A 23,317-nucleotide genomic window follows, 5' to 3' on the forward strand; every position below is an offset into this window, starting at 1 on the left:
CGCCGGAGCGCGGCGCCGGGGACGGGCGCGCGGCGTCAGCCGGCGCGGCGGTCCGTGATCAGGCGCATGTCGGCGCCGCGCAGCAGCCGCGCCGCGAGCTCGGCACCGGTGGGCGAGCCGCCCAGGCCGAGGGCTTCGAGGTCGAGCAGGCGGGCCAGCACGGCCGCCTTCCGGGGGCCGCGGACGCCGAGCGCGAGCAGCGGGTCGGCGTCGAGCGGGCCGCGCGTGTCGACGAGGCGCACGACGACGTCGTCGCGCTGGAAGACGGTGCTCGAGTCCACGAGCCCCGCGGGCTCGCCCGCGGCCGCCTCGTCCTGCCGGGCCAGCAGCCTGGCCAGCGCCATGCCGCAGCCCTGCTTGGCCGGGTAGTACAGAGCGTGGCGCTCCACGTCCGTCCGCCCGCCGCCGGCGGTCGCCAGATGATGGACCGCGGGCAGCGCGGCACGGGTGAAGAACGTCCTGGCCGACTGCGGGTCGTCCAGATCGCGGTCCTGCTCCAGGTACGGGTTGATGGCCTCCTCGACGGCCCTGACCTCGGGCTGCCGGGCCACGTGCCGCAGCGCCGCCATCAGGTCGCCCTGCACCTCGATCGCCCGCACCACACGGTTGCCGTGCATGAAGAGCGAGGTCCGGGCCAGCCGGGTCGTGTCGTCGACCCGCGCCGTGGGGGACGCGTACTCCGCGAGGATCGCGGCGACCTTCTCCTCCGTACCGGGCTTCACGGTGAAGGTGAGGGCGTGCCGCACGACGCCGTCGCCGACGCGGGGCGCGGCCTGGAGGGGGGTCCTGCGCGTGTCGTTCCCGGTGGCGTGCGTCCCGCCGGTCTCCCGCAGGACGCTGTAGCGGAACGAGCGGGTGTCGCGCACGCAGTCGTGCAGAGGCTTGACCGTGTCGAGGTGGTCCTCGCTGTTCACCCAGGCGAGGAACGGCGGCGCGCTCTCCCACTCACTGGTGATCAGCCACTGCGAGGGGTTCTCGATCGACTGGCAGAGCTGGTCGCTGATGTGACCCGGCACCGAGGCCACCTGGTGGCGCATGTGCTCGTAGGCGGTCAGGAACTGCTGCTGGGCGCCGTCGTGGAGATCCAGCAGCAGCACCACGCGCAGCCGGGAGCCGTCGAAGGCCGACTGGGATATACGTTCGGACAGCGTCGTCATGGTCACGCCTCTCCTCGGACAGTGATGTCGCCACGCCGGTTCCTCGGGGACTACGGGGCCCTGACTCGGCCGCGTACGAATGGGTCGCCGGTACGCGGTGTGGCGGTCCGTTCCTGATCCTGTGCCGCTACCACGAGTGGCGCGAGATGTGTGAACCACCCGGGTGAAGCGGCGAGGGAACGCAGCGGCCGGGGGCATGGAACAGGCGTCCCTTCCCCCGGAAAGCCGCGGCAGGAGCCACCGATGCAACACCGACCCGAAGTACGCGTCCCGGTCCTCGTCGTGGGCGGCTCCCTGGTGGGCCTGTCCATGTCCCTCTTCCTCGGTCGCCTCGGAATCGACCACATGCTCGTCGAACGCCACGCGGGCACCTCGCACCACCCGCGGGGCCGCGGCAACAACGTCCGCACCATGGAGGTCTTCCGCTCCGCGGGTGTCGCCGACGGCATCCGCGACGCCGCCCGGGTCCTCGCCGGCAACCAGGGCATCCTCCAGGTCCGCACCCTCACCGACAGTGAGGGGGAGTGGCTCGTCAAGGAGGTGCAGCCCGGCAGCACGGCCGCCGCCTACAGTCCCTCCGCCTGGTGCGTCTGCAGCCAGAACGACCTGGAGCCGGTGTTGCTGGAACACGCGCGCAAGCAGGGCGGCGACATCCGCTTCTCCACCGAACTGCGCTCCTTCGAACAGGACGCCGCGGGCGTCACCGCCGTCGTCGAGGACCGGGACACCGGCCGGCTCCAGACCGTGCGCGCCGACTACCTCGTCGCCGCGGACGGCCCGCGCAGCCCCGTGCGCGAGGCCCTCGGCATCGGGCACTCCGGTCCGGGCGACCTCTTCCACAACGTCAGCGTCACCTTCCGCTCCCGCGGGCTGCCCGCCGTCGTCGGCGACCGCAGGTTCATCGTCTGCTACCTCACCGAACCCGGCGCGGACGGAGCCCTGTTGCCGGTGGACAACGACGAGCAGTGGGTGTTCCACGCGCCCTGGCAGCCCGAACAGGGCGAGACGCTCGACGACTTCACCGACGAGCGTCTCGTCGAGCACATCCGCCGCGCCGCGGGCATGCCCGGTCTCGACGTCGAGATCACCGGCAAGTCGCCCTGGCACGCCGCGGAACGCGTCGCGGACCGCTACGCCGACGGCCGGGTCTTCCTCGCCGGGGACAGCGCCCACGAGATGTCGCCGACCGGCGCGTTCGGTTCCAACACCGGTATCCAGGACGCCCACAACCTGGCCTGGAAGCTCGCCGCCGTGCTGCGCGGCACCGCCGGCGAGGGCCTGCTCGGCACCTACGAGACCGAGCGCCGCCCCGTCGCCGTGGCCACCAGCGCCCGCGCCTCGTCCCGGTCCCGCGAGCACAGCCACCCCGGGTACCGTCCGGCCCCGGGCGGCGGCGGCAAGCAGAGCGCCATGCTCGCGGTCGCCGTCGGCTACCGCTACCGCGAGGGCGCCGTCGTCGGCGCGGACGCCGGTCTGCCGACCGTTCCCGAGGAGCTGGAGCTCACCGGCGAGCCCGGCAGCAGGGCTCCGCACCTGTGGCTGCGCCGTCCCGGCGGACACCCCTCGCTCTCCACCCTCGACCTCTACGAGCGCGATCTCGTCCTGCTGACCGGCACCGGCCCGGCGGCCGGCGCCTGGCGGGCCGCGGCCGTCCGGGCGGCCGGGGAGCTCGGCGTGCCGCTCCGCGTCCACGCGGTCGGCGACGGTCCGGACGCCGACCTCCAGCCGGAGACCGGCGCGGACTGGGCGTCCGCGCACGGCACCACCGCCGACGGGGCGGTGCTGGTGCGTCCCGACGGGTTCGTCGCCTGGCGCTCGCCGGGCCCGGCGGACGACCCCGGGCGGGCCCTCACCGAGGTGCTGCGGGGCGTGCTGTACCGCGGGGTGGACGCCCGGGCCTGAGCCGGGACCCGGCTGGTAGCGTCGCGAGGGAGGCGGCCGGACGACGGCCGCCTCCCTCTCTGGTGCCGTGAACGCGGCCGCCGGGGCGGCCGTACTCCACGTCGGCGACCGCTTCCGGACCGTCGCCCGGTCCGGCGGCGGCAGACCGGCCGGGCAGAAAGGGACACGCCGTGACCGCTTCGGACCCGAAGGGCCGCCAGGCCGCGCTCCAAGCCGAGCTCGAACGCCGCAACCCCGGCGAACCCGAGTTCCACCAGGCGGCCCGTGAGGTCCTGGAGAGTCTCGCGCCCGTCTTCGGGGCCCGCCCCGACTACGCCGAGCCGGGGCTCGTCGAACGCCTCCTGGAGCCCGAGCGGCAGATCCTCTTCCGGGTGCCGTGGCAGGACGACCGGGGCGCCGTGCACGTCAACCGGGGCTTCAGGGTGGAGTTCAACAGCGCCCTCGGCCCCTACAAGGGCGGTCTGCGCTTCCACCCGTCGGTGAACCTCGGGGTGGTCAAGTTCCTCGGCTTCGAGCAGATCTTCAAGAACGCCCTCACCGGGCTCGCCATCGGCGGCGGCAAGGGCGGCAGCGACTTCGACCCGCGCGGCCGTTCGGACGCCGAGGTGATGCGCTTCTGCCAGTCCTTCATGACCGAACTCCACCGCCACATCGGCGAGTACACCGACGTCCCCGCCGGTGACATCGGCGTCGGGGGCCGGGAGATCGGCTACCTCTTCGGCCAGTACCGCCGGATCACCAACCGCTGGGAGGCGGGCGTCCTCACCGGCAAGGGGACCGCCTGGGGCGGCTCGGCCGGCCGGCCCGAGGCCACGGGATACGGCAGCGTCCTGTTCGCCGCCGAGATGCTGAAGGAGCGCGGCGAGGACCTGGCGGGGCTGACGGCCGTCGTCTCCGGCTCCGGGAACGTCGCGATCCACACCGTCGAGAAGCTGATCGCCCTCGGCGCCCACCCCGTCACCTGCTCCGACTCCCAGGGCGTGATCGTCGACGAGAAGGGCGTCGACGTCGGCCTGCTGCGGCAGATCAAGGAGGTCGAACGCGGGCGCCTCGACGAGTACGCCCGGCGGCGCGGCGGCTCCGCGCGCCATCTGCCCGGCGGCACCGTGTGGGACGTCCCCGCCGATCTCGCCTTCCCCTCCGCCACACAGAACGAACTGGACGCCGCGCACGCCCGCACCCTGGTCGCGGGCGGTGTCCGCGCCGTCTCGGAGGGCGCCAACATGCCGTGCACCCCGGAAGCCGTGCGCATCTTCCAGGAGGCGGGCGTCGCCTTCGGCCCGGGCAAGGCGGCCAACGCGGGCGGCGTCGCGGTCAGCGCCCTGGAGATGCGGCAGAACGCCGCCCGGGAGAGCTGGCCCCAGGAGCGGGTGGAGGACGAACTCGCCCTGATCATGGCCGGCATCCACCGCACCTGCCGTGAGACGGCCGAGCGCTACGGCAGCCCCGGCGACTACGTGGCGGGCGCCAACATCGCCGGCTTCGAGCGGGTCGCGGACGCCATGCTCGCGCAGGGCGTGATCTGACGGTCCGCCCGTACGGCGCGCCCGCACCGCGCGGGCCGCGCCCGCAGGCCGGCAGCACCCCCCAGGCGCACCGCCCGTACGGCGCGCCCGCACGCCGCAGGGCCCGCCGCCCCGAGGGGGCGGCGGGCCCGTCGTGCCTGAGCGTCCCGCTACTTCAGGTACGGGCCGTCGGCGCCGATCTTCCCGGTGCCGTTCAGCACGTAGACGCGCAGGTTGCCCTTGCCCGGGGCGGCCACGCTCAGGGTGCCGCCGGTGACCGTCTTCGTGTCACCCGTGACGGCGTCCCGGTAGGTGCCGTTCGGGATCCCGGTGTACGTCGCCGAGCCGCTGACGGTGACCAGCGCGAAGCTGTCCGTCGAGCCGCTGGTCCAGCGGCGCTTGAAGGCCATCTGTCCGGTGATGCCCTCCGTCGAGTACTGGCCCGTCTGGAGGGCGGGGACCGCACGGCGGATCTGGTTCAGCCGCTGGAGGTGCTTGACCAGCGGCTGCTGGAGGGTCGTCGCGACCGCCCCGCTCGCGGACTCCACCGTGGAGAAGCCGGACGCCTTCACGTCGCCGGCGATCCGGTCGCCGAAGTACGCGCGGCCGGTGCTCGCCAGCGGGCAGGTCGGTCCGCAGTCGATCTTCTTGCCGGCCTGGAACTCGACCTCCGAGCCGTAGTAGAGGGTGGGAATGCCGCGGAACGTCCACATCAGCGACATGTTCTCGGCCCACGCGTCCGTGCCGCCCGCGTAGCGCTCGCTGCTCTTGTTGGGACCGTAGTCGTGGCTGTCGACGTAGACGACGTTGTAGGTGGCGTCGTTGTAGCTGTCGTCCGAGTCCTTGCCGTTGTGGAAGGCGTTCGGGGCGTCACCGAAGTTCATGTGCATGCGCATGTCGATGACGTTCATGCCGGAGAAGCGGCTGTGGTCCGGCGCGTGGTACGTGTTGCCCCGCAGGAAGGCGTTGTCGGACGTCGGCTGGTCGGCGGTGCCCCGCTGCTGCTCGTCGGCGTACATCTCCAGCGCGGCCTTCTCGTCGTCCGCGCTGTACTCCTTCCGCTCCTTCCAGGTGAAGAACTGCGCGGAGTGGTTGACCGAGCCGCGGTTCCACTTGTCGTTGACGAAGGCCGCGACCTCGCCGAAGACGAAGAAGTTCTTCGCCGCCTCGGCCCCGTGCTGCTGGGTGACCCGCTCGGCGATGGCCGGCAGGAAGCGGCGGTTCCAGGTGGTCCGGGGGATGTGCACGGCCGTGTCGACGCGGAAGCCGTCCACGCCCATGTCGATGTACTTGTTGTACGCGCCGATCAGGTAGTTCTGCACGGTCGCGTTCTCGGTGTTGAAGTCGGCCAGGTCGTCGTGCAGCCAGCAGGAACGCGAGTCCTCGCCCTCCCAGTTGCCGATCCAGCAGTTGTGGTACAGCGCCTTCGGGAACATGCCCGAGGTGGGGCTCGGCCACTGGCAGTTGTAGATGCGGTAGCCCTCCGGCGAGGTGTGCTGCGTCGGCGTGCCCCAGTTCACACAGGTGTTGCCGGTGGGCGCGGCCGTCGACCACAGGTCGCCGTTGTAGTACGACTTCCCGGACTTCGGCTCGACGGTGAGCCCGTCGTACTCGAAGGAGGCGTTGGGCTCGTCGTAGTACCAGCTCCACTGGGCGTCCCGGACGCCGTACACCTTCGGTGTGAACAGGCCCTTGGCGCCCCAGCGGGAGGAGTGGTTGTAGACCACGTCCTGGTAGATCTTCATGCCCTTGGCGTGTGCGGCGTCGATCAGGTCCTGGTACGAGGCGCCGGCCGACTCCAGCCGGCGGTCCACCTTGTAGAAGTCGTAGCCGTGGTAGCCGTGGTAGTCGTAGTCCGAGCGGTTCAGCACCACCGGCGTGATCCACACGGCGGAGAAGCCGAGCGCCTTGATGTAGTCCAGCTTCTGGACGAGCCCCTTGAAGTCGCCCCGGAACATCGGGTCGGCGTTCGCGGCGTTGCCCGACTTCTCGTGCTGGTTGCCGCCCCGGTTGTTCGACGCGTCGCCGTCGTTGAAGCGGGCGGTGAGGACGAAGTAGATCGGGTCCTTGCGCGGGTCCGTGCCCAGCGGCTTGCCGGCGGCGGGCGTGGCGGGCTTCGTGCCGGTCGTCGCCGTCGCGGACGCGGACGCAACCGAGACGTTCCCGGCCGCGTCGACGGCCCGCACGGTGTAGGTGTACGCGGTCCGCTCGGCGAGGTTCGTGTCGGTGAAGACGGTGGAGCCGACGTCGGTCACCACGGTGCCGCCGGTGCCGCCGGTACGCGTGACCTGGTACGACGTGACGGCCTTGTTGTCGCTCGACGGCTCCCACGTCAGCACGATCGACACGCCGTCCGCGCTCGCGGCGACCTTCGCGGGCACGGTCGGCGCCTCGGTGTCCGGGGGCTCCGCGACACAGGGGTCGGCCGCGTTCGCCTTCACCGTGCGGTCCCTGACCGTCGACACGCCCTTGGCGAGGAGATAGTCCTGGCCGTTGTTGTTGTCCCAGACGCCGTTGCCGTTGTTGAACGCCGCGCGCAGGGTGGCGGCGGAGCCCAGCGACACCGTCCTCTTCACCCAGCCCGTGCAGGCCGGGGTCATGCCGACGCCGGGCACCGCCGTCCAGGCGCCCCCGGCCGGCTGGTAGTGCAGGTTGGTCGTCGGCCAGCCGACCGTCGCCGTCGAGTAGTAGACGGTGGCCTCGTTGCCCGGGCCCTCGGTGCCGGCGCACGGGTCCGAGTGCGCGACCACGCCGTCCCGGACGGTGATCGTCCCGGTGCCCAGGTCGTAGTTCGCGCCGCCGTTGTTGTCCCAGACGCCCGAGCCGTTGTTGAACGTCGCCTTCAGGCCGGCGGCCGAGCCGAGATCGACGGTCTTCTTGACCCAGTCGGTGCAGGCGGCCTCCATCGTGACGCCCGGGACGGTCGTCCACGAACCGCCGTCGGGGCTGTAGTGGAGCCTGTACTGCGACCAGTTCTTCGTCTTCGTGTAGTAGAAGACGGTGGCGGTGTTCGCCGCCGCGGTCGTCCCGGTCGCGGCGGACGCGGGGGCCGCGCCGTGCGGCACGGCCGTCAGCAGCCCGACCAGGCCCGCGGTCGCGACGGCCGCCGCCAGGGGGCGTCTCGGCAGCCGTCGGTCGATGCGTTTCATGGTGTCTCCAGGGGGAGGGCCGCGGCTGGGTGGGCCGCGGCAGCGGCGGAGCGGGACGGCAGCGGACCGTCCTGCCCGGACTCCGCCCGGAGCCCTGACGCGCCTCGGGGCTCGAGCGAACACGGATGGAAATCCGGTCGGAAAATTGCAGCAACATATTGCGGCGGGAAGGAAGTTACCGCCGCGCGACGAGCGCGTAAAGCCCCTGGGAGGCCGCGACTTCAGGGCGTGCCGGTCCGGGGCGCCGCCGCGCGGCTGTGTACCGCGCGGCGGCGGGCGGGTGGCGCGGGCGGGTGTGTTCCGCGCGGCGGCGGGATGCCGGAGCGGGTCGCCTCCGGCGCGCACGGCCGCGCCGCGGGTCGCCTCCGGCTGTGCGGGCCCGGACCGTTTCCGGTCAGCAGACCCGGTGGACGTACCCCGGCTCCCCGGCGGGGAGGACGTCGAGGTCGCGCAGGGTCATGGACACCCGGGCGCCCCATGTCCGGCAGCCCGCCGCGAAGTCGCGCTCCCGGTACTCGACGTCGAACACCCTGCCGTCGTACGCGTCCGCGAACTCCCCGCACTCCTCGTAGCGCGCGCACTCCTCCGCCACGGCGAAGTCGAAGCCGGTCCTGGCGCGGGCGGGCAGCAGTTCCGCGGTGTTCTTCTGGGCGACGGCCAGGCCCTTCGCGTGGGCGCGGTCGGTCAGCAGCCGGGCGAAGGCGACGGCGTGGTCCGCCGTGAGCAGGCCCTCGGAGCGGGTGAAGGAGTCGAGGTTGTCGGGCTCGACCGCGTCGTAGCCGTCCTCGGCGCAGGCGTCGATCCAGGGACCGACGATGCCGAGCAGCGCGGTGCGCTTGCTCTGCGAGGAGATGTCGAGCAGCGGCTCGTCCCAGTCCTCGTCGACCACCGGCTCGCCGTCGGCGTCGCGGAGCAGCAGCTCGGGGTGGTTCTCGTGCCACCAGTCCACGGCCTCGTCGGGCTGGGTCTGGAAGGCGTTGACGTAGCAGACGTTGTACAGCCCGGCGGCGGGTTCGGCGGTCCGGTCGCGGGCCACGGCCCGCACGCCCTCGGGCGGCGGGTAGGCGCCGCCGAGCTGGTAGTCGAAGGCGGTGCCGGGGGCCGGCGGCCGCACCTCGGCGCGGGCGGCGCCGCGTCCGTCCCCCTCGTCGCCGGGGCCGGGGTCCGGAGCGCAGGCGGCGGTCAGCAGCAGGAGGACGCCGAGCAGGGCCGCACGGGCGTCCCGGGACGAGATGCGCATGACGGACATCGTCCCACGCGCGGGCGCGTGCCCGGTCCGCCGCCGGCCGGCTCCGCGTGCCCCGCCCCGTGGCCGGGGCACGCGGAGCGGCGGGTCACTCCGGCAGGCGGTTGTTCAGGGCGACGCCGCCGTACCAGAGGGCGCTCTGCTTGGGGGTGCGCACCTGGGTGTCGAAGTCCACGCGCACGATCCCGAAGCGCATGCCGTACCCCTCGGCCCACTCGAAGTTGTCCAGCAGGGACCAGAGGAAGTAGCCGGCGACGTCGGCGCCCTCCTCGATCGCCTGGCGGGTGGCGCGCAGGTGCCCCTCGATGTAGGCGAGGCGGTCCGTGTCGTGGATCTCGCCCTCGGGGGTGGGCGCGTCGTCGAACGCCGCGCCGTTCTCGGTGATGTACATCTTCAGGCCCGGGTGGTCGCGTTCGATGCGGACCAGCTGCCTGCGCAGCCCGTCCGCGTCGATCTCCCAGCCGATCCCGGTGCGGGGCAGACCGCGGTCGATGAAGCGGACGTCCTCGGCGCCCGGCCACTCGGTGGGACCGGTCGCCGCTCCGCCGCCGGCGACGCGGTACGAGGAGTAGTAGTTGACCCCGAGGAAGTCGACGGGGGCGCCGATGGCCTTCTCGTCCTCGGGGTGGATGTGCGCGGTGCCGCTGACGCGTTCCACGTGCGCCCGGATGTCGGCCGGGTAGGCGCCGTCGGTCACCGGGTCGAGGAACAGCCGGTTCTGGAGGAGGTCGATGCGGTGTGCCGCGTCCTGGTCGGCCGCGCTGTCCGAATCCGGCTCCACCGGGTAGAAGTTGAGCGTGATGCCGACCTCCGCCGCCGGTGCCGCCGCGCGGATCGCCGGTACGGAGAGGCCGTGACCGAGGAGCAGGTGGTGCGCGGCGCGCAGCGAGCCGGCGGGGTCGGTCAGGCCGGGGGCGTGGATGCCCTTGCTGTAGCCGAGGAACGCCGCGCACCAGGGCTCGTTGAGCGTCCCCCAGATCCGCACCCGGTCGCCCAGGGCTTCGGCGACCAGGTGCGCGTACTCGGCGAAGCGGTAGGAGGTCTCGCGGTTGAGCCAGCCGCCCCCGTCCTCCAGCGCCTGGGGGAGGTCCCAGTGGTAGAGGGTGAGCGCGGGCTCGATGCCGTTCTCCATCAGGCTGTCGACGAGGCGCCGGTAGAAGTCGAGTCCGCGCCGGTCGGCCGGTCCGCGTCCGTCCGGCTGGATGCGCGGCCAGGCCACCGAGAAGCGGTAACCCCCCACCCCGAGCTCGGACATGAGGGCGACGTCCTGCTCGTAGCGCGCGTAGTGGTCGGCGGCCACGTCACCGGTGTGGCCGTTCACCACCTTGCCGGGCGTGCGCGAGAACGTGTCCCAGATCGACGTACCCCTGCCGTCCCGGTCCGCGGCGCCCTCGATCTGGTACGCCGACGTGGCGACGCCCCACAGGAAGCCGGGAGGGAAGGCGGAGGCGTCCTGCGGCTGCGAGAGGGCGGTGGGAACCGGGCCGTTCTCTGCGGTCATCGTCATCCTCTGGTTGTTTTCCGGAACTGAGAGCGCTCCCGCTCCGGCGACCTTGCGTCTCTGCGCGGGGCAGGCTGGATACCAGAGACGCGTCCACCAGATTGGGAGCGCTCCCAAGAGCGTCGCGGGAGAGGTCCTCGGTTGTCAAGGCCGATGGGCTTCTGTCCCGCCCATTGACAGGCGGCTCCGCAGCCGCTTCATTGGTCGCGGCGCCGAAACCGTGGTGTCAGAACCTCCGTGTCGCCCCGGACGTGCACCAGGTCCGGGTACCCGTGGCCCGCACGTTCGGGCCCATGCTGACTGGGAGCGCTCCCGCACCGTCCCTGTCCCATGCCGCACCGTGACCGGCATCGGGGCGGGAGGGCCGAGCCGAGTGGGAGCGCTCCCGTAACCCGCAGGCAAGGGGAAGGGAGAGTTCCATGAGGTGGCACAGCACCCGCGGACGGGGCCCGGGGCGGGCGGCGTCCGTCGCCCTGACCGCGGCCGCCGCCCTCGTCGCGCTGTCGGTGGCGTCCCCCTCGGACGCGACCGGGACACCCGCGCCCCGGGCGGCCGGCGCCGGCACGGACTGGCTGCACACCGACGGCAACAGGATCGTGGACGCCCAGGGGAACGAGGTCTGGCTGACCGGAGCCAACTGGTTCGGCTTCAACGCCGGCGAGCGGGTCTTCCACGGCCTGTGGTCGGCCAACCTGGAGACGATCACCCGCTCCATGGCCGAACGCGGCATCAACATCGTCCGGGTGCCGATCTCCACCCAGCTCCTGCTGGAGTGGCGCGACGGGCGGGCCGCCGTCCCCGGCGCCGTCAACACCTGGGCCAACCCCGAACTGAAGGACAGGACCACCCTCCAGGTCTTCGACGCCTTCCTCGCCCTGGCCGAGAAGTACGGCATGAAGGTGATGCTCGACGTCCACAGCGCGGAGGCCGACAACTCGGGCCACGTGCACCCCGTGTGGTGGAAGGGAACCGTCACCACGGAGGACTTCTACGCCGCCTGGGAGTGGGTCACCGCCCGCTACCGGACCAACGACACCCTCGTCGCGATGGACGTCAAGAACGAACCGCACGGCACCCAGTCGGCCAGCCCGCGCGCCAAGTGGGACGGCAGCACCGACCAGGACAACTTCAAGCACGTCTGCGAGACCGCGGGCAAGCGCATCCTGGCGATCAATCCGCAGGTGCTCGTGCTCTGCGAGGGCACCGAGATCTACCCGAAGAACGGCACCGGCTGGAACTCCACCGCAGCCGCCGACTACCACTTCACCTGGTGGGGCGGGAACCTGCGCGGTGCGCGGGACCACCCCGTCGACCTCGGCGAGCACCAGGACCAGCTCGTCTACTCGCCGCACGACTACGGGCCCCTCGTCCACCAGCAGCCCTGGTTCCAGGGCGACTGGAACCGCACCACCCTCGAACGCGACGTCTGGGACCCCAACTGGCTCTACCTGCACAAGGAGGACACCGCGCCGCTGCTCATCGGCGAGTGGGGCGGCCACCTCGACAACGGGCCCAACCAGAAGTGGATGACGGCCCTGCGGGACCTCATCGCGGAGAACCGCATCCACCAGACCTTCTGGTGTCTCAACCCCAACTCCGGAGACACCGGCGGCCTGCTCGGCCACGACTGGGCCACCTGGGACGAGGCCAAGTACGCGCTCCTGAAGCCCGCGTTGTGGCAGTCCGGGAACAGGTTCGTCGGGCTCGACCACGAGGTGCCGCTCGGCGGTGTGAACAGCACCACCGGCATCAGCCTCGGCGACCACTACCCGACCGCGGCCACCGCACACTGACCACGCGCCGCGAGCTCCCGCTTCCCCCCTCTCCCCCCACCCCGGAGGCCCGACCATGCCCCCCACCCCCGCCGGCGGCCCGCCCCGCCCGCGCCGTGCCGCACGCCGCACGGCCGCACTGCTCGCCGGCGCGCTGAGCGCCGCCCTGCTCAGCCCCGTCGCCGGAGCGTCCCCCGCGTCGGCCGCCGCCGACCCCAGCGCCGTCAGGGTCAACCAGATCGGCTATCTCACCGGCGCGGACAAGATCGCCACCGTGGTCACCGGCGCGTCGTCCCCGCTCGCCTGGGAACTGCGCTCCACCGCGGACGGCGCACTCGCCGCCTCGGGCACGACCAGGGTCCACGGCTGGGACCGCGCCTCGGGCGACCAGGTGCACCAGGCCGACTTCTCCGCCGTGACCCGCCCCGGCGAGTACCGCCTCACCGTCGCGTCGGCGGGCACCAGCGTGCCGTTCACCGTCGGCGCCGCATCGCTCTACCCCCGGCTCGGCCGGGAGGGCATGCAGTACTTCTACTTCCACCGCATGGGCACACCGGTGGAGGCCAGGTACCTCCAGAACGGCGCCCACGCCCACGCCGCCCTCCACCCCGGCGACACCTCCGTCGCCTGCTGGAACAACTGGTGCGGCGGCGCCCGCCTGGACGTCGCCGGATCCTGGGCGGACGCGGGCGACTTCGGGATCTACCCGGTCAACCACGCCGTCTCCGCCTGGACGCTGCTCAACCTCTTCGAGCGGGACCCGGCCGCCTACGGGGACGGCAGCCTGGCCGTCCCCGAGAACGCCAACGGGCGGCCCGACATCGTCGACGAGGTCGCCTACGGCTCCCGCTTCATGTCCGGCATGCTGCCGCCCGCCGGACTCGCCTCCCACAAGGTGCACAACCACGCCTGGAGCGCGTTCCCCGTCACCGACGTCGGCGCCGAGAACGCGATGGCCCGCTCCGCGATGCCGCCCTCCACCAACGCCACTTACGCGGTGGCCCGCACCAACGCCCAGCTCTCCCGCGTACTGCGGCCCTACGACCCTTCCCGGGCCGACCAGTTGTGGCAGAGCGCCCGCACGGCGTGGCAGCGCGCCGAGGCGCAGCCGGACGTCGACTACGCGACCGCGAACGACGCGGAGGGCGGCGGGGACTACCCCGACACGAAGAACAGCGACGACCGCTACGCGGCGGCCGTCGAGCTCTTCCTCACGGCGGGCAAGCGCGCGGACGGCAGCGCGGACACCTGGCGCCAGGCGGTCACCTCCTCGCCGCACTACGGCGAGGTCGGCCAGTTCGACTGGCAGGAGGTCGCCGCGGCGGGCACGCTGTCGCTGCTCACCGTGGGCTCCGACCTGCCGGCCGCGGACCTCGCACGGATGCGCGGGGCCCTGACCTCGTTCGCCGACTCCGTCGTCGCCGGGCTCGGCGCCGAGGGCTACCCGGCGCTCCTCCCCGGCGGCTCCCCGTACCCCTGGGGGTCGAACTCCTTCATCGCCAACCGGATGCTGCTGCTGGGCACCGCGCACCACGTCACCGGCGACCTTCGCTACCTCCGGGCGGCCCACCGCGGCATGGACTACCTGATGGGCACCAACGCGATGCGCCTGTCCTACGTGACCGGCTACGGCGAGTACGCCGAGTCCGACCTCCACGACCGCCTCGCCTGGGGCCGCTATCCCGGGACCGCCTATCCCAAGGGCTGGCTCTCCGGAGGTCCCAACAACCAGGACATCAACGATCCGGCGACGCCGAAGGGGCGCCCGGCCGCGAAGTCCTACGCGGGACCGGGGACGGCGCCGGACGCGTGGTGCTCCAAGGAGAACACCATCAACTGGAACGCCCCGCTCGTGTGGGCCGCGACCTATCTCGACCGGACCGCTCCGCTGCTCGGGGCGCCCGCCGGGCGAGGGGGCCGCTGAGGGGGCGTACGACCCCGCCCGGGTCGGTGCCGCCAGTGGGGGCGGCACCGGCCCGGCGCGGCAGGCGGCCGGTCCGCGGCGGGACCGGCCGCACACACTTCCTGCCGGCCCGGGGCCCCGGGCCGGCAGGGGGCGTGGGCGTGGTGGACGCCCACACGGCCGGGCTGCGCCCGGCCCGCGGCGCCTGCGGGATTCGCCCCCTCGCAGGCGCCGCGCGGCGTTCCGCGGGGAGCTTCGCGGGGCGGGCGGCTCCGGGGTGCGGGGCCTCGGGGGCGGGCGGCTCGGGGCGTTCCGCGGGGCCCGGTGTCTTGGGGCGTCGGGGGCGCGGGGGCGGTCGGCCCCGTGCGGGGCGGCGGGCGGTGCACCCGGGCTGTGCGCGGGTGTCTCGGGCGCCGGGCGGGCCGGGGTGCACGCGTGTCGCCCGGGGGCCGGTAGGTGCGCTGTCGCCGGGCGGTCGGCCCCGTGCGGCGTTCCGCGGGGCGGGCGGCCCCGTGCGGGCGGCGGGCGGTGCACCCGGGCTGCGCGCGGGTGTCCGCGGGCGCCGGGCGGGCCGGGGTGTGCGGGGCCGGGCCGGGGCGTGGCGGTGGCGTCCGGGGCGCGCGGCCCGGGGCCCGGGTCAGGCCGTGCCGCGGCGGACGAGCTCGGTGCGGAGGACGACGTTGCGCCAGGCGGCGCCCGGGTCGGACATCTGGTCGATGAGGACGCCCGCCATGGTGCGGCCCATCTCCTCGACCGGCTGGCGGACCGTGGTCAGCTGGGGGTCGGTGTGCTGGGCCAGCGGGGAGTCGTCGAAGCCGATGACCGCCACGTCCTCGGGGACCCGGCGCCCCGCCGCGCGCAGCGCGTGCAGCGCGCCCGCCGCCATCACGTCGGAGGCCGCGAAGACCGCGTCCAGGTCCGGGTGGCGGCGCAGCAGCTCGGTCATGGCGTGCCGGCCGCTCTCCTCGGTGAAGTCGCCGTCCGCCGCCCACGACGGCTCGTACCCCTCGCAGGCTCCGCGCACGGCCTCCTCGTAGCCGCGCAGACGGCACTGGGCCACGTACATGTCGGAGGGGCCGGTGATGGTGACGATCTTCCGGCGGCCGGTGGCGGCGAGATGGCGCACGGCGAGGCGGGCGCCGCCGGCGTTGTCCGAGTCGACGTAGGAGACCGTCTCGTCGGCGGTGCGGCGGCCGCCGAGCACGGTGGGCATGTCCATCTCGGAGAGCAGGTCGGGGAGCGGGTCGCTGCGGTGGACGGAGACCAGGAACACCCCGTCGACCCGCCGGGCCTTCGCGTACTGGAGGAACCGGGCGCGCTCCCGCTCGGTGCGGACCAGGGTGAGCAGGAGCTGGAGCTCGGTGTCGGCGAGGCCGATCCCGACGCCGTGGATGATCTCGGAGAAGTAGGGCTCGGTGAAGAATCGCTTCTCCGTCTCGGGCACCACGAGCGCCACGGCGTCCGTACGGCTGCCGGCGAGCGCGCGGGCCGCGTGGTTGGGGATGTAGCCGAGCCGGGCGATGGCCTCCTCGACCGCCAGGCGGGTGGAGTCCCGTACGCCGGGCGACTTGTTGATCACCCGCGACACCGTGCCCCGCCCCACTCCCGCCAGCTCGGCGACCTGCTCGAGGGTGGGCTGGCCGTGTCGGCCCCGTACTGCCATGTGCGTGACCTCCGGTGCGGGATGGTGCGGTGGTGCCGATTCTCCCTGGAGACCGCGGTGGCGGGAGGTTCGGGAGCGCTCCCATTATTGATCGAGGTCCGAAGGCTTGTCGAGAACGGTGCCCCGCATGCGTTCGACCAGTGACGGCGAAAGGGTCCGAAGGGTGTCGTGCGCCCGGATCGTTCCGTTACGTCCTGAAGGAAAGCTCGCGGAAAAGGGAGATTCTCACGCCGGTGACATCTCGGAGCAATAAAGCTCTGTTGCGCGACCTTGACAGCGGGTGTCGCCGCCGGGAAGCTTTCGATCCAAGCAGAAGTGGGAGCGCTCCCACTGTGGATCCACGGATCCGCTGTCCAACGCTTGCTCACTTCCCTACCCGTGACCGGTCCTGCTCGCCGTCAGCCCCACCCTGTCGCCTGGGCCCGCCACCAGCCACCACAGTCGTAGGAGCCTCGAATGCGCATATCCACCGGTGTCGCCAGGCGCAGAAGCCGCGCGGTCACCCTCTCCACCTCGGGCCTGCTCGCCCTCGGACTCGTCCTGACGGGCTGCGGTTCGGACGGCGACAGCGGCAGCGACGACGCCGCGGGCGGCGACAAGCAGATCACTCTGCGCGTCGGCACGTTCGGCTCGTTCGGCTTCGACAACAAGACGGGCGCCAAGCTCTACGCCGAGTACGAGAAGCTGAACCCCAACATCAAGATCGAAGAGACCAACGTCGCCGACGGCCAGAAGTACTGGGACGCGCTCAAGCTGCGCCTCTCGCAGGGCAGCGGGCTCGCGGACGTCCAGGCCATCGAGGTCGGCTACATCGCCGAGGCCACCGGTGACGCCATGGCGAGCAAGTGGGTCGACCTGGGCAAGGCGGAAGGCGCCGACACCTCCGCGTTCCTGGACTGGAAGGTCAAGCAGGCCACCACCCGCAACGACCAGGTCATCGCCCTCGGCACCGACATCGGCCCGATGGGCATCTGTTACCGCAAGGACCTCTTCGAGAAGGCCGGTCTGCCGACCGACCGCGAGCAGGTCGGCCAGCTGTGGGCGGGCGACTGGAACAAGTTCCTGGAGCAGGGCGAGAAGTACAAGGCCAAGGCGCCCGCGGACACGGCCTTCCACGACTCCGCGAGCGGCCTGTTCAACGCCGTGATCTCCAGCGAGCCGGACCAGTACTCCGACGAGTCGGGCAAGCTCCACTGGGAGGGCAGCCCGGGTGTCGCCAAGGCCTGGGACGTCGCCGTGAAGGCGGCGCAGGGCGGCCTGACCGGCAAGCTGCGCCAGTTCGACGAGAAGGGCACCTGGAACGCGGCCTTCAAGAACTCCAAGTTCGCCACCGTCGCCTGCCCGAGCTGGATGACCGGCATCATCAAGGACCAGGCCGGCCCCGCCAACAAGGGCAAGTGGGACATCGCCCAGGCGCCCGTCCCGGCGAACTGGGGCGGCTCGTTCCTCGGCGTGCCGAAGGCCGGCAAGAACACCGCCGAGGCCGCCAAGCTGGTCGCCTGGCTGACCGCGCCCGAGCAGCAGGCCAAGGTCTTCGCCGTCAACGGCAACATCCCCTCCACCACCGCCGGCCTCGCCTCCGAGTCGGTGCAGAACGCGCAGCCCGAGTACTTCCCCGGCGTCCCCGTCGGCAAGATCTACTCCGACGCCGCGCAGAAGATCACCCCGGCGCCCATCGGCCGCTACGACGGCCAGGTCAAGACCTTCCTGACCGACAACGGGATCCTCGACATCGAGACCCGCGGGACCTCGCCCGACAAGGCGTGGAACAACGTCAAGAAGCTGATCGAGGACAAGATCGACCAGTAGTCGCCCCGGCGCCGGCCGCCCGTCCCGCACGGGCGGCCGGCGCCTTCCGTGCCCGTCCATGTACTCCGTGACTCACCAGGGAAAGGGCGCCTGATGGCCACCTCCCTCCAGCCCGACCAGGACGCCTCGCCCCCCGTCGTCCTGTCGGGCAGCCCCAAGGAACCGAAGAAGCACCGCGACCCCGACAGCTGGCGCAGCCGCCTGTACCGGATCGACCTCAAGGCGACGCCGTACGTCTACGTCGCCCCCTTCTTCCTCGTCTTCGCCGCCTTCGGCCTGTTCCCGCTGGTGTACACCGGCTGGCTGTCGCTCCAGAAGGTCGAACTCGGCGGTGAGGCCGAGTGGCGCGGCCTGGACAACTACATCCGGCTCTGGGACAGCGACTTCTTCTGGAACGCGCTGGCCAACACCTTCACCATCGGCCTCATCTCCACCGTGCCGCAGCTGCTGATGGCCCTCGGCCTCGCACACCTGCTCAACTACCGCATCCGCGGCCGCGGTTTCTACCGCGTCGCCGTCCTCGCCCCGTACGCGACCTCCATCGCCGCCGCGGCGCTCGTCTTCGCCCAGCTGTTCAACACCGACTACGGTCTGATCAACCAGCTGCTCGGCTACGTCGGCATCGACGCGGTCAACTGGGAGACGGAGAAGTGGCCCGCCCAGATCGCGATCTCCACGATCGTCACCTGGCGCTGGACCGGCTACAACGCGCTGATCTACCTGGCCGCCATGCAGGCCGTGCCGAACGACCTCTACGAAGCCGCAGCGCTGGACGGCGCCTCCCGCTTCCGGCAGTTCATCAGCATCACCATCCCCTCGATCAAGCCGACGATCCTGTTCACCATCGTCGTCTCCACCATCGGCGCCACCCAGCTCTTCGGCGAACCGCTGATCTTCGGCGGCAGCCTCGGCATCGGCGGCGGCAGCGGCAACCAGTACCAGACGCTGAGCCTGCTGATGTACGAGAAGGGCTGGATCACCGGCGCCCTCGGCCAGGCGTCCGCCATCGCCTGGGTGATGCTGCTCCTGCTGCTGCTCATCGGACTCGTGCAGTACCTGCTCGGCCGGTCCGGCCGGGGGAAGAAGAAGGACGGAGCGGCCCGCTCATGACGCAGGTTCTCAACAGGCCCGCCCCGGCACACGGGCGGCCGCCGGCACCGCGCAAGCGGTTCGGCACCAAGGCCGGACGCCAGCACCACGCCGGGCCGTTCACCTACATCCTGCTGGGCTTCGCGGCGCTGATCTCGCTCTTCCCGCTGTACTGGAACCTGGTCGCCGCCTCGCACACCGGCGAGCGCGTCGTGCAGGCGCCGAGCCCGCTGCTGCCGGGCAAGGAGCTGTTCAACAACCTCTCCATCGCCTGGAACCAGGTCGACATGGGCGAGGCGCTGATCAACACGACGATCGTCGCCGGAGCCGTGGCGTGCAGCACGGTGCTCTTCGCCACGCTGGCCGGGTTCGCCTTCGCCAAGCTGGAGTTCAAGGGCCGCAACGTGCTGCTCACGATCGTGGTCGCGACCATGACCGTCCCGCCGCAGCTGAGCGTGATCCCGCTGTACCAGCTGATCACCGACTTCGGCTGGGTCAACCAGCTCCAGTCGGTCATCCTCCCGAGCCTGGTCGCCGCGTTCGGTGTGTTCTTCATGCGGCAGTACCTGCTGGAGGCGCTGCCCGTCGAGCTCATCGAGGCGGCGCGGGTGGACGGCGCGCACAGCCTGCGCATCATCTGGCACGTGGTCTTCCCGGTGGCACGGCCCGCCATGGCGGTGCTCGGGATGCTCATCTTCGTGCAGGCGTGGAACGACTTCTTCTGGCCGTTCATCGCGCTGACACCGGACGGATCGCCCACCCTCCAGGTGGCACTGGCCGGACTCGGGTCCGGGAACCACACCATCAACCACGCCATCGTGCTCACCGGCGCCCTGATCGCGACCCTGCCGCTGCTGGTCGTCTTCGCGGTGCTCGGCAAGCACATCGTGGGCGGCATCACCTCCGGAGCGGTCAAGAGCTGACACGCAGGGGAGCCGGGGCCCGGGACGCGCGTGGGGCGCGTCCCGGGCCCCGGCGTCGTGTGCGGGGACGCCGTCCCGGCCCCGGGACCAGGGGGCCCTGCGCCGTCCGCGGCGGCGTTGTCAGTGGGCACGGATAGGTTCGTCTCGTTCCGCCGCAGTGGTGCGAACACCTCCCGTGTGCATTGGAGATGGTCCGTTGTCGGATGGGGAGAAGTCGAGCACGGTCCGGGTGACACCGCCCGCCCGGGCGCGCAAGCTCGCCAAGGTGCCGTTCGTCGAGCTGGCGGAGGGCCGCGTGCAGGGAGTGGTGTCCAGCGGCTCGGACATCGGCCGGGTCTACGTGTCCTCCGTCGCGGCCGGCACGTACGCCTTCGCGTGCAGCACCAACAACAACCGGCCCTGCGGCGGCGCGCGGGGCTCGTACTGCAACCACATCCGCGCCCTCGTCGGCGAGGCCGTGCTCCAGTACGGCGCCGAGCGGGTCGCCCGCTATCTGAAGGCCGACACCGGCGACACGGCCCCCGACCCGGCCGCCATCGTCGCCGCCATGACCGCCACCCGCCCCGCGCAGGGCGACACCGCGGCCGCCGCGCCCGTGTTCAGCCGCTTCCTGCGCCACCTCGCCTATCTCGAACTGGCGCCGAGCACCGCCCCGCTGCCCGAGATGCAGTGGTTCCCGCCCACCAGGGCGGTGGCCTGATGCGCGCCGATCTGCTGACCGACCCCGTCGAGGGGCTCGACGAAGCCCTCGCGGCCGTCGACGCCTTCGACCGGGTGCTCGTGCAGGGCCTGCTGCGTCCCCAGCCGGCGCAGGCCGAAGGGCTCGCCGCGCTCGCCGGCGCCGTCGCGGGGACACCGCTCGCCGACCGGGTCGCCGAGGCCGCCGGGAAGGCCGCGGCCGGAGCCGCCGGCGAGGACCACCTCACGGCGCTCGCTGCCGCCCGCGCCGCCCTGCTCGGCGCGGTGCACGACGCGCTGCTCGCCCGGGCCGACGAGGCCACCGGACGGACCCGCGCCGGCGAGGTCCCCACCACCGCGGACGGCGGCGACGGGGCCAACCTGCGGGCCGCCGCCCGCACCTGGCTCTGCGACCTCGCCCGTGCCGGCTGGCGCGGCATCGACCACGACCTCGTGTCGCAGGCGGCCGGCGTCGTCTCCGCGATGCTGCCCGACCCCGCGCTGCGCCGCCTGGCCGCCCTCCTCGACGGCTTCGCCGCGGAACTGGCCGCCTCCTGCCCGGGCGCCGCCCTGGAGCACGTCCCCGTGCGCCGCTGGGCCGACCTGTGGACCCGGGCGCTCCTGCTGACCCGGCAGGGCGCGGCCGTACCCGCGGCGACCGGCACCGCCACCGGCCGCCTGCTGCCGCTCGGCATCGACCTGCACGAGCACCCGACCGCCGTGCAGGCGCAGGTGCACGCGGTGTTCGAACCGTCCGACGGCACCGCGCCCCGCCTGGTCCGCGCCTCGGTGTCGGCGCCCAAGCCCGACACCGTGGTGGGCGCCGGACTCTGGCAGCTGCTCCGCCCGCACAGCGCGCTCCTCGCGGCCTTCGGCGAGGGCCGGGCGATGGAACTCGACCGGATGCCCGTCACCGACGGCGGTGACCTGCTCTGGGACGACGCCCACGCGAAGGCGGGGGAGAGCGCCGACCCGTTCGCGACCGCCCGGGTGGCGCTGGCAGGCGCCACCGGACCGGCGACCGCGCCCCTGGACCGCCACCCCGCCGTCGTCGCCGAGCCCGTGCTGCTGGAGGGATACGCGGCCCACCGGGAGGACGACGCCCTCGTGTTCGACCTGGCGGGCCACCGGCTGGCCGTCGACACCGACCGCATCCCGGTCGCCGGGCCGCTCACCCCGGAGGCCGTCGCCGGCTCCGGAGCCTGCATCGGGCTGCTCCGCTGGGACGCGGGAGCGTTCCGCGTGCAGCCCCTCGCGGTGGAGGCCACCGTGCGCCGCAAGGCGGTCGCGCTCCACTCCGGGGCGTGGGCCGCCGGTACCGACGACAAGGCCGGGGCGAAGGCCGAGAAGGCCGCCACCGACGCCGTCTCCGTGCTGCGCGAACGCGCGGGAAGGCTGCTGCGCGCATGAGCGACACCACACCGCCGCGCGGTGCCGCCGGGCATCCGGCCGCCGCGACCGGGGGCGCCACCGACGCCGCCGGCGGGGACGCGGGACCGGCCAGGTCCGGGCGGACTCCGCAGCCGGGCCCTCCGCAGCCGGGTCCTCCGGCGCCCGGGGCCCCGGCCCCCGGCGGGCAGGCTCCGGACCCGGCCGCGCCCGGCGGCACCGTGCCGCCGGCGCCCGTGCCGGACCCGGCCGTGCCTCAGACGCCCGGACCCGATCCGGCCGTCCCACAGGCGCCACTGCCGGACCCTAACGACAACCGCCGCCAGGTGCTCTACTGGCGGCTGCTCGCCCGCCTCTTCGACCACGAGGAGCAGCCGGCGCTCGAATCGGCGAGCCTCGCCGTCGTCGAGGACATCGGCCTGCCGCCGGCCCTCCTGGACCCCGGCGCGTCCGTCGACTCCGTGGTGCAGCGGCACCCCTCCCTCGCCGCGGAACTGGAGGGCCTGATGGCCCCCGGGCCCGACGGCGACGGGGGACGCGACCGCGCCGCCGAGGTGCGCAGGGCCGCCCTCGCCTCCAAGGTGCTGCTCAACGTCTTCAGCACCGGCTCCGGGACGGTCACCGCGGGGCAGCTCGCCCGCTGGCAGTCGGACGCCGGCTGGCTGGAGCGCGCCCTCGGCTGCCCGCCCGGCGGTCTGCGCGGCGGACGTACGGAGGCCGGCGGCGCCGCCGGCCTCGGCCCCGAACTCGGCTCGATCGAAGCCGGTCTGGTCGCCCGGATGCAGCTGCGCGAAGTCCTGGCCGACCCCGCGCTGGCCGCACAGCTCACGCCCAGCATGTCCCTCATCGAGCAGCTGCTGCGCGACAAGGACAACCTCTCCGGCGTCGCCCTCGCCAACGCGAAGTCGCTGATCCGCCGGTATGTGGACGAGGTCGCCGAGGTGCTGCGCACCCAGGTGGAGAAGGCCACGGCCGGTGAACTGGACCGGTCCGTCCCGCCGAAGCGGGTCTACCGCAACCTCGACCTCGACCGCACCGTCTGGAAGAACCTCACCAACTGGAGCCCGGAGGAGGAGCGGCTCTACGTCGACCGCCTCTACTACCGGCACACGGTCCGCCGCACGACACCGCAGCGGCTGATCGTCGTGGTGGACCAGTCGGGCTCCATGGTCGACTCGATGGTCAACTGCACCATCCTCGCCTCCATCTTCGCGGGACTGCCCAAGGTGGACGTCCACCTGATCGCGTACGACACGCGGGCCCTCGACCTCACGCCCTGGGTGCACGACCCCTTCGACGTCCTCCTGCGCACCAACCTCGGCGGCGGCAACGACGGTCCCGTGGCGATGGCCATGGCCCGTCCGAAGATCGCCGAACCGCGCTCCACCGCGATGGTGTGGATCTCCGACTTCTACGAGTTCAGCCGCTCCCAGCCGCTCTTCGAGGGCATCGAGGCCGTGTACCGCTCCGGGGTGAAGTTCATCCCCGTCGGATCGGTGACCAGCTCCGGACGGCAGGAGGTCAACCCCTGGTTCCGGGAGCGGTTCAAGACCCTCGGCACACCGGTGATCTCCGGACACATCGACAAGCTCGTCCACGAGCTCAAGACCTTCCTCACCTGAGACGTATCA

Annotated in this window: 15 protein-coding genes; 10 read left to right on the forward strand and 5 right to left on the reverse strand. The window is 72.6% G+C overall.

All coding sequences use genetic code 11. The features are described 5' to 3' along the window. Window positions 1–35: 35 nt before the first annotated feature. A complete protein-coding gene (locus IAG43_RS25140) occupies window positions 36–1,157 on the reverse strand; it encodes a SchA/CurD-like domain-containing protein (protein ID WP_187742954.1) in 1,122 nt (373 codons plus the stop codon). Between the two features lie 243 nt (window positions 1,158–1,400). Between IAG43_RS25140 and IAG43_RS25145 the strand changes: the two genes are divergently transcribed. Continuing rightward, window positions 1,401–3,059 carry an FAD-dependent oxidoreductase gene (locus IAG43_RS25145; protein ID WP_187742955.1) on the forward strand — a complete coding sequence of 553 codons (1,659 nt, stop codon included), beginning with the start codon at window positions 1,401–1,403 and terminating at the stop codon, window positions 3,057–3,059. A 170-nt stretch (window positions 3,060–3,229) separates the two neighbouring features. Next, on the forward strand, window positions 3,230–4,585 hold the full coding sequence (gene gdhA, locus IAG43_RS25150; protein WP_187742956.1) for an NADP-specific glutamate dehydrogenase: 1,356 nt from the start codon (window positions 3,230–3,232) through the stop codon (window positions 4,583–4,585). A 149-nt stretch (window positions 4,586–4,734) separates the two neighbouring features. On the opposite strand, the gene IAG43_RS25155 is transcribed toward gdhA, so the two are convergent. The 3 genes from IAG43_RS25155 to IAG43_RS25165 form a co-directional block, all read right to left on the reverse strand. Next, window positions 4,735–7,713 carry a carbohydrate binding domain-containing protein gene (locus IAG43_RS25155; protein WP_187742957.1) on the reverse strand — a complete coding sequence of 993 codons (2,979 nt, stop codon included), beginning with the start codon at window positions 7,711–7,713 and terminating at the stop codon, window positions 4,735–4,737. Between the two features lie 394 nt (window positions 7,714–8,107). After that, the gene (locus IAG43_RS25160; protein ID WP_425508618.1) at window positions 8,108–8,953 is read right to left on the reverse strand and encodes an endo alpha-1,4 polygalactosaminidase; all 846 of its coding nucleotides are present in this window, start codon (window positions 8,951–8,953) and stop codon (window positions 8,108–8,110) included. 94 nt (window positions 8,954–9,047) lie between these two features. Then, window positions 9,048–10,460, reverse strand: coding sequence for a GH1 family beta-glucosidase (locus tag IAG43_RS25165; RefSeq protein ID WP_187742959.1), 1,413 nt, complete (start codon window positions 10,458–10,460; stop codon window positions 9,048–9,050). A 419-nt stretch (window positions 10,461–10,879) separates the two neighbouring features. Between IAG43_RS25165 and IAG43_RS25170 the strand changes: the two genes are divergently transcribed. Together IAG43_RS25170 and IAG43_RS25175 are read left to right on the forward strand one after the other, a co-directional pair. Continuing rightward, window positions 10,880–12,253 (forward strand): glycoside hydrolase family 5 protein, encoded by a 1,374-nt coding sequence (locus IAG43_RS25170; RefSeq protein ID WP_187742960.1) that lies wholly within the window; start codon window positions 10,880–10,882, stop codon window positions 12,251–12,253. Between the two features lie 55 nt (window positions 12,254–12,308). Next, entirely contained in the window at window positions 12,309–14,156 is a 1,848-nt protein-coding gene (locus IAG43_RS25175) for a glycoside hydrolase family 9 protein (protein ID WP_187742961.1), read from the forward strand. Window positions 14,157–14,772: 616 nt separating this feature from the next. Here IAG43_RS25175 and IAG43_RS25180 read toward each other — a convergent pair. After that, window positions 14,773–15,798, reverse strand: coding sequence for a LacI family DNA-binding transcriptional regulator (locus IAG43_RS25180; RefSeq protein WP_187742962.1), 1,026 nt, complete (start codon window positions 15,796–15,798; stop codon window positions 14,773–14,775). Between the two features lie 456 nt (window positions 15,799–16,254). Between IAG43_RS25180 and IAG43_RS25185 the strand changes: the two genes are divergently transcribed. From IAG43_RS25185 to IAG43_RS25210, 6 genes are all read left to right on the forward strand, one after another. Further along, window positions 16,255–17,607 (forward strand): ABC transporter substrate-binding protein, encoded by a 1,353-nt coding sequence (locus IAG43_RS25185; RefSeq protein ID WP_187742963.1) that lies wholly within the window; start codon window positions 16,255–16,257, stop codon window positions 17,605–17,607. 93 nt (window positions 17,608–17,700) lie between these two features. Next, window positions 17,701–18,717 carry a carbohydrate ABC transporter permease gene (locus tag IAG43_RS25190; RefSeq protein ID WP_187742964.1) on the forward strand — a complete coding sequence of 339 codons (1,017 nt, stop codon included), beginning with the start codon at window positions 17,701–17,703 and terminating at the stop codon, window positions 18,715–18,717. After that, window positions 18,714–19,619 (forward strand): carbohydrate ABC transporter permease, encoded by a 906-nt coding sequence (locus IAG43_RS25195; protein WP_187742965.1) that lies wholly within the window; start codon window positions 18,714–18,716, stop codon window positions 19,617–19,619. Before IAG43_RS25190 ends, IAG43_RS25195 begins: the two co-directional genes overlap by 4 nt. 196 nt (window positions 19,620–19,815) lie before the next feature. Then, window positions 19,816–20,319 carry a hypothetical protein gene (locus IAG43_RS25200; protein WP_246574550.1) on the forward strand — a complete coding sequence of 168 codons (504 nt, stop codon included), beginning with the start codon at window positions 19,816–19,818 and terminating at the stop codon, window positions 20,317–20,319. Next, complete coding sequence (locus IAG43_RS25205) at window positions 20,289–21,707, forward strand: hypothetical protein (protein ID WP_187742966.1); 1,419 nt, start codon at window positions 20,289–20,291, stop codon at window positions 21,705–21,707. Before IAG43_RS25200 ends, IAG43_RS25205 begins: the two co-directional genes overlap by 31 nt. A gap of 230 nt (window positions 21,708–21,937) precedes the next feature. After that, window positions 21,938–23,308, forward strand: a complete 1,371-nt coding sequence (locus IAG43_RS25210) for a vWA domain-containing protein (protein WP_187742967.1) — start codon at window positions 21,938–21,940, stop codon at window positions 23,306–23,308. The last annotated feature ends 9 nt before the right edge of the window (window positions 23,309–23,317 follow it).

The organism is Streptomyces genisteinicus (assembly GCF_014489615.1).
GTDB classification, from domain to species: Bacteria; Actinomycetota; Actinomycetes; order Streptomycetales; family Streptomycetaceae; genus Streptomyces; species Streptomyces genisteinicus.

Coding starts and splice junctions, on each gene's coding strand:
- IAG43_RS25140 (WP_187742954.1), bottom strand. CDS start 1,157: ATGACGACGCTGTCCGAACGTATATCCCAGTCGGCCTTCGACGGCTCC.
- IAG43_RS25145 (WP_187742955.1), top strand. CDS start 1,401: ATGCAACACCGACCCGAAGTACGCGTCCCGGTCCTCGTCGTGGGCGGC.
- IAG43_RS25155 (WP_187742957.1), bottom strand. CDS start 7,713: ATGAAACGCATCGACCGACGGCTGCCGAGACGCCCCCTGGCGGCGGCC.
- IAG43_RS25160 (WP_425508618.1), bottom strand. CDS start 8,953: ATGCGCATCTCGTCCCGGGACGCCCGTGCGGCCCTGCTCGGCGTCCTC.
- IAG43_RS25165 (WP_187742959.1), bottom strand. CDS start 10,460: ATGACCGCAGAGAACGGCCCGGTTCCCACCGCCCTCTCGCAGCCGCAG.
- IAG43_RS25170 (WP_187742960.1), top strand. CDS start 10,880: ATGAGGTGGCACAGCACCCGCGGACGGGGCCCGGGGCGGGCGGCGTCC.
- IAG43_RS25175 (WP_187742961.1), top strand. CDS start 12,309: ATGCCCCCCACCCCCGCCGGCGGCCCGCCCCGCCCGCGCCGTGCCGCA.
- IAG43_RS25180 (WP_187742962.1), bottom strand. CDS start 15,798: ATGGCAGTACGGGGCCGACACGGCCAGCCCACCCTCGAGCAGGTCGCC.
- IAG43_RS25185 (WP_187742963.1), top strand. CDS start 16,255: ATGCGCATATCCACCGGTGTCGCCAGGCGCAGAAGCCGCGCGGTCACC.
- IAG43_RS25190 (WP_187742964.1), top strand. CDS start 17,701: ATGGCCACCTCCCTCCAGCCCGACCAGGACGCCTCGCCCCCCGTCGTC.
- IAG43_RS25195 (WP_187742965.1), top strand. CDS start 18,714: ATGACGCAGGTTCTCAACAGGCCCGCCCCGGCACACGGGCGGCCGCCG.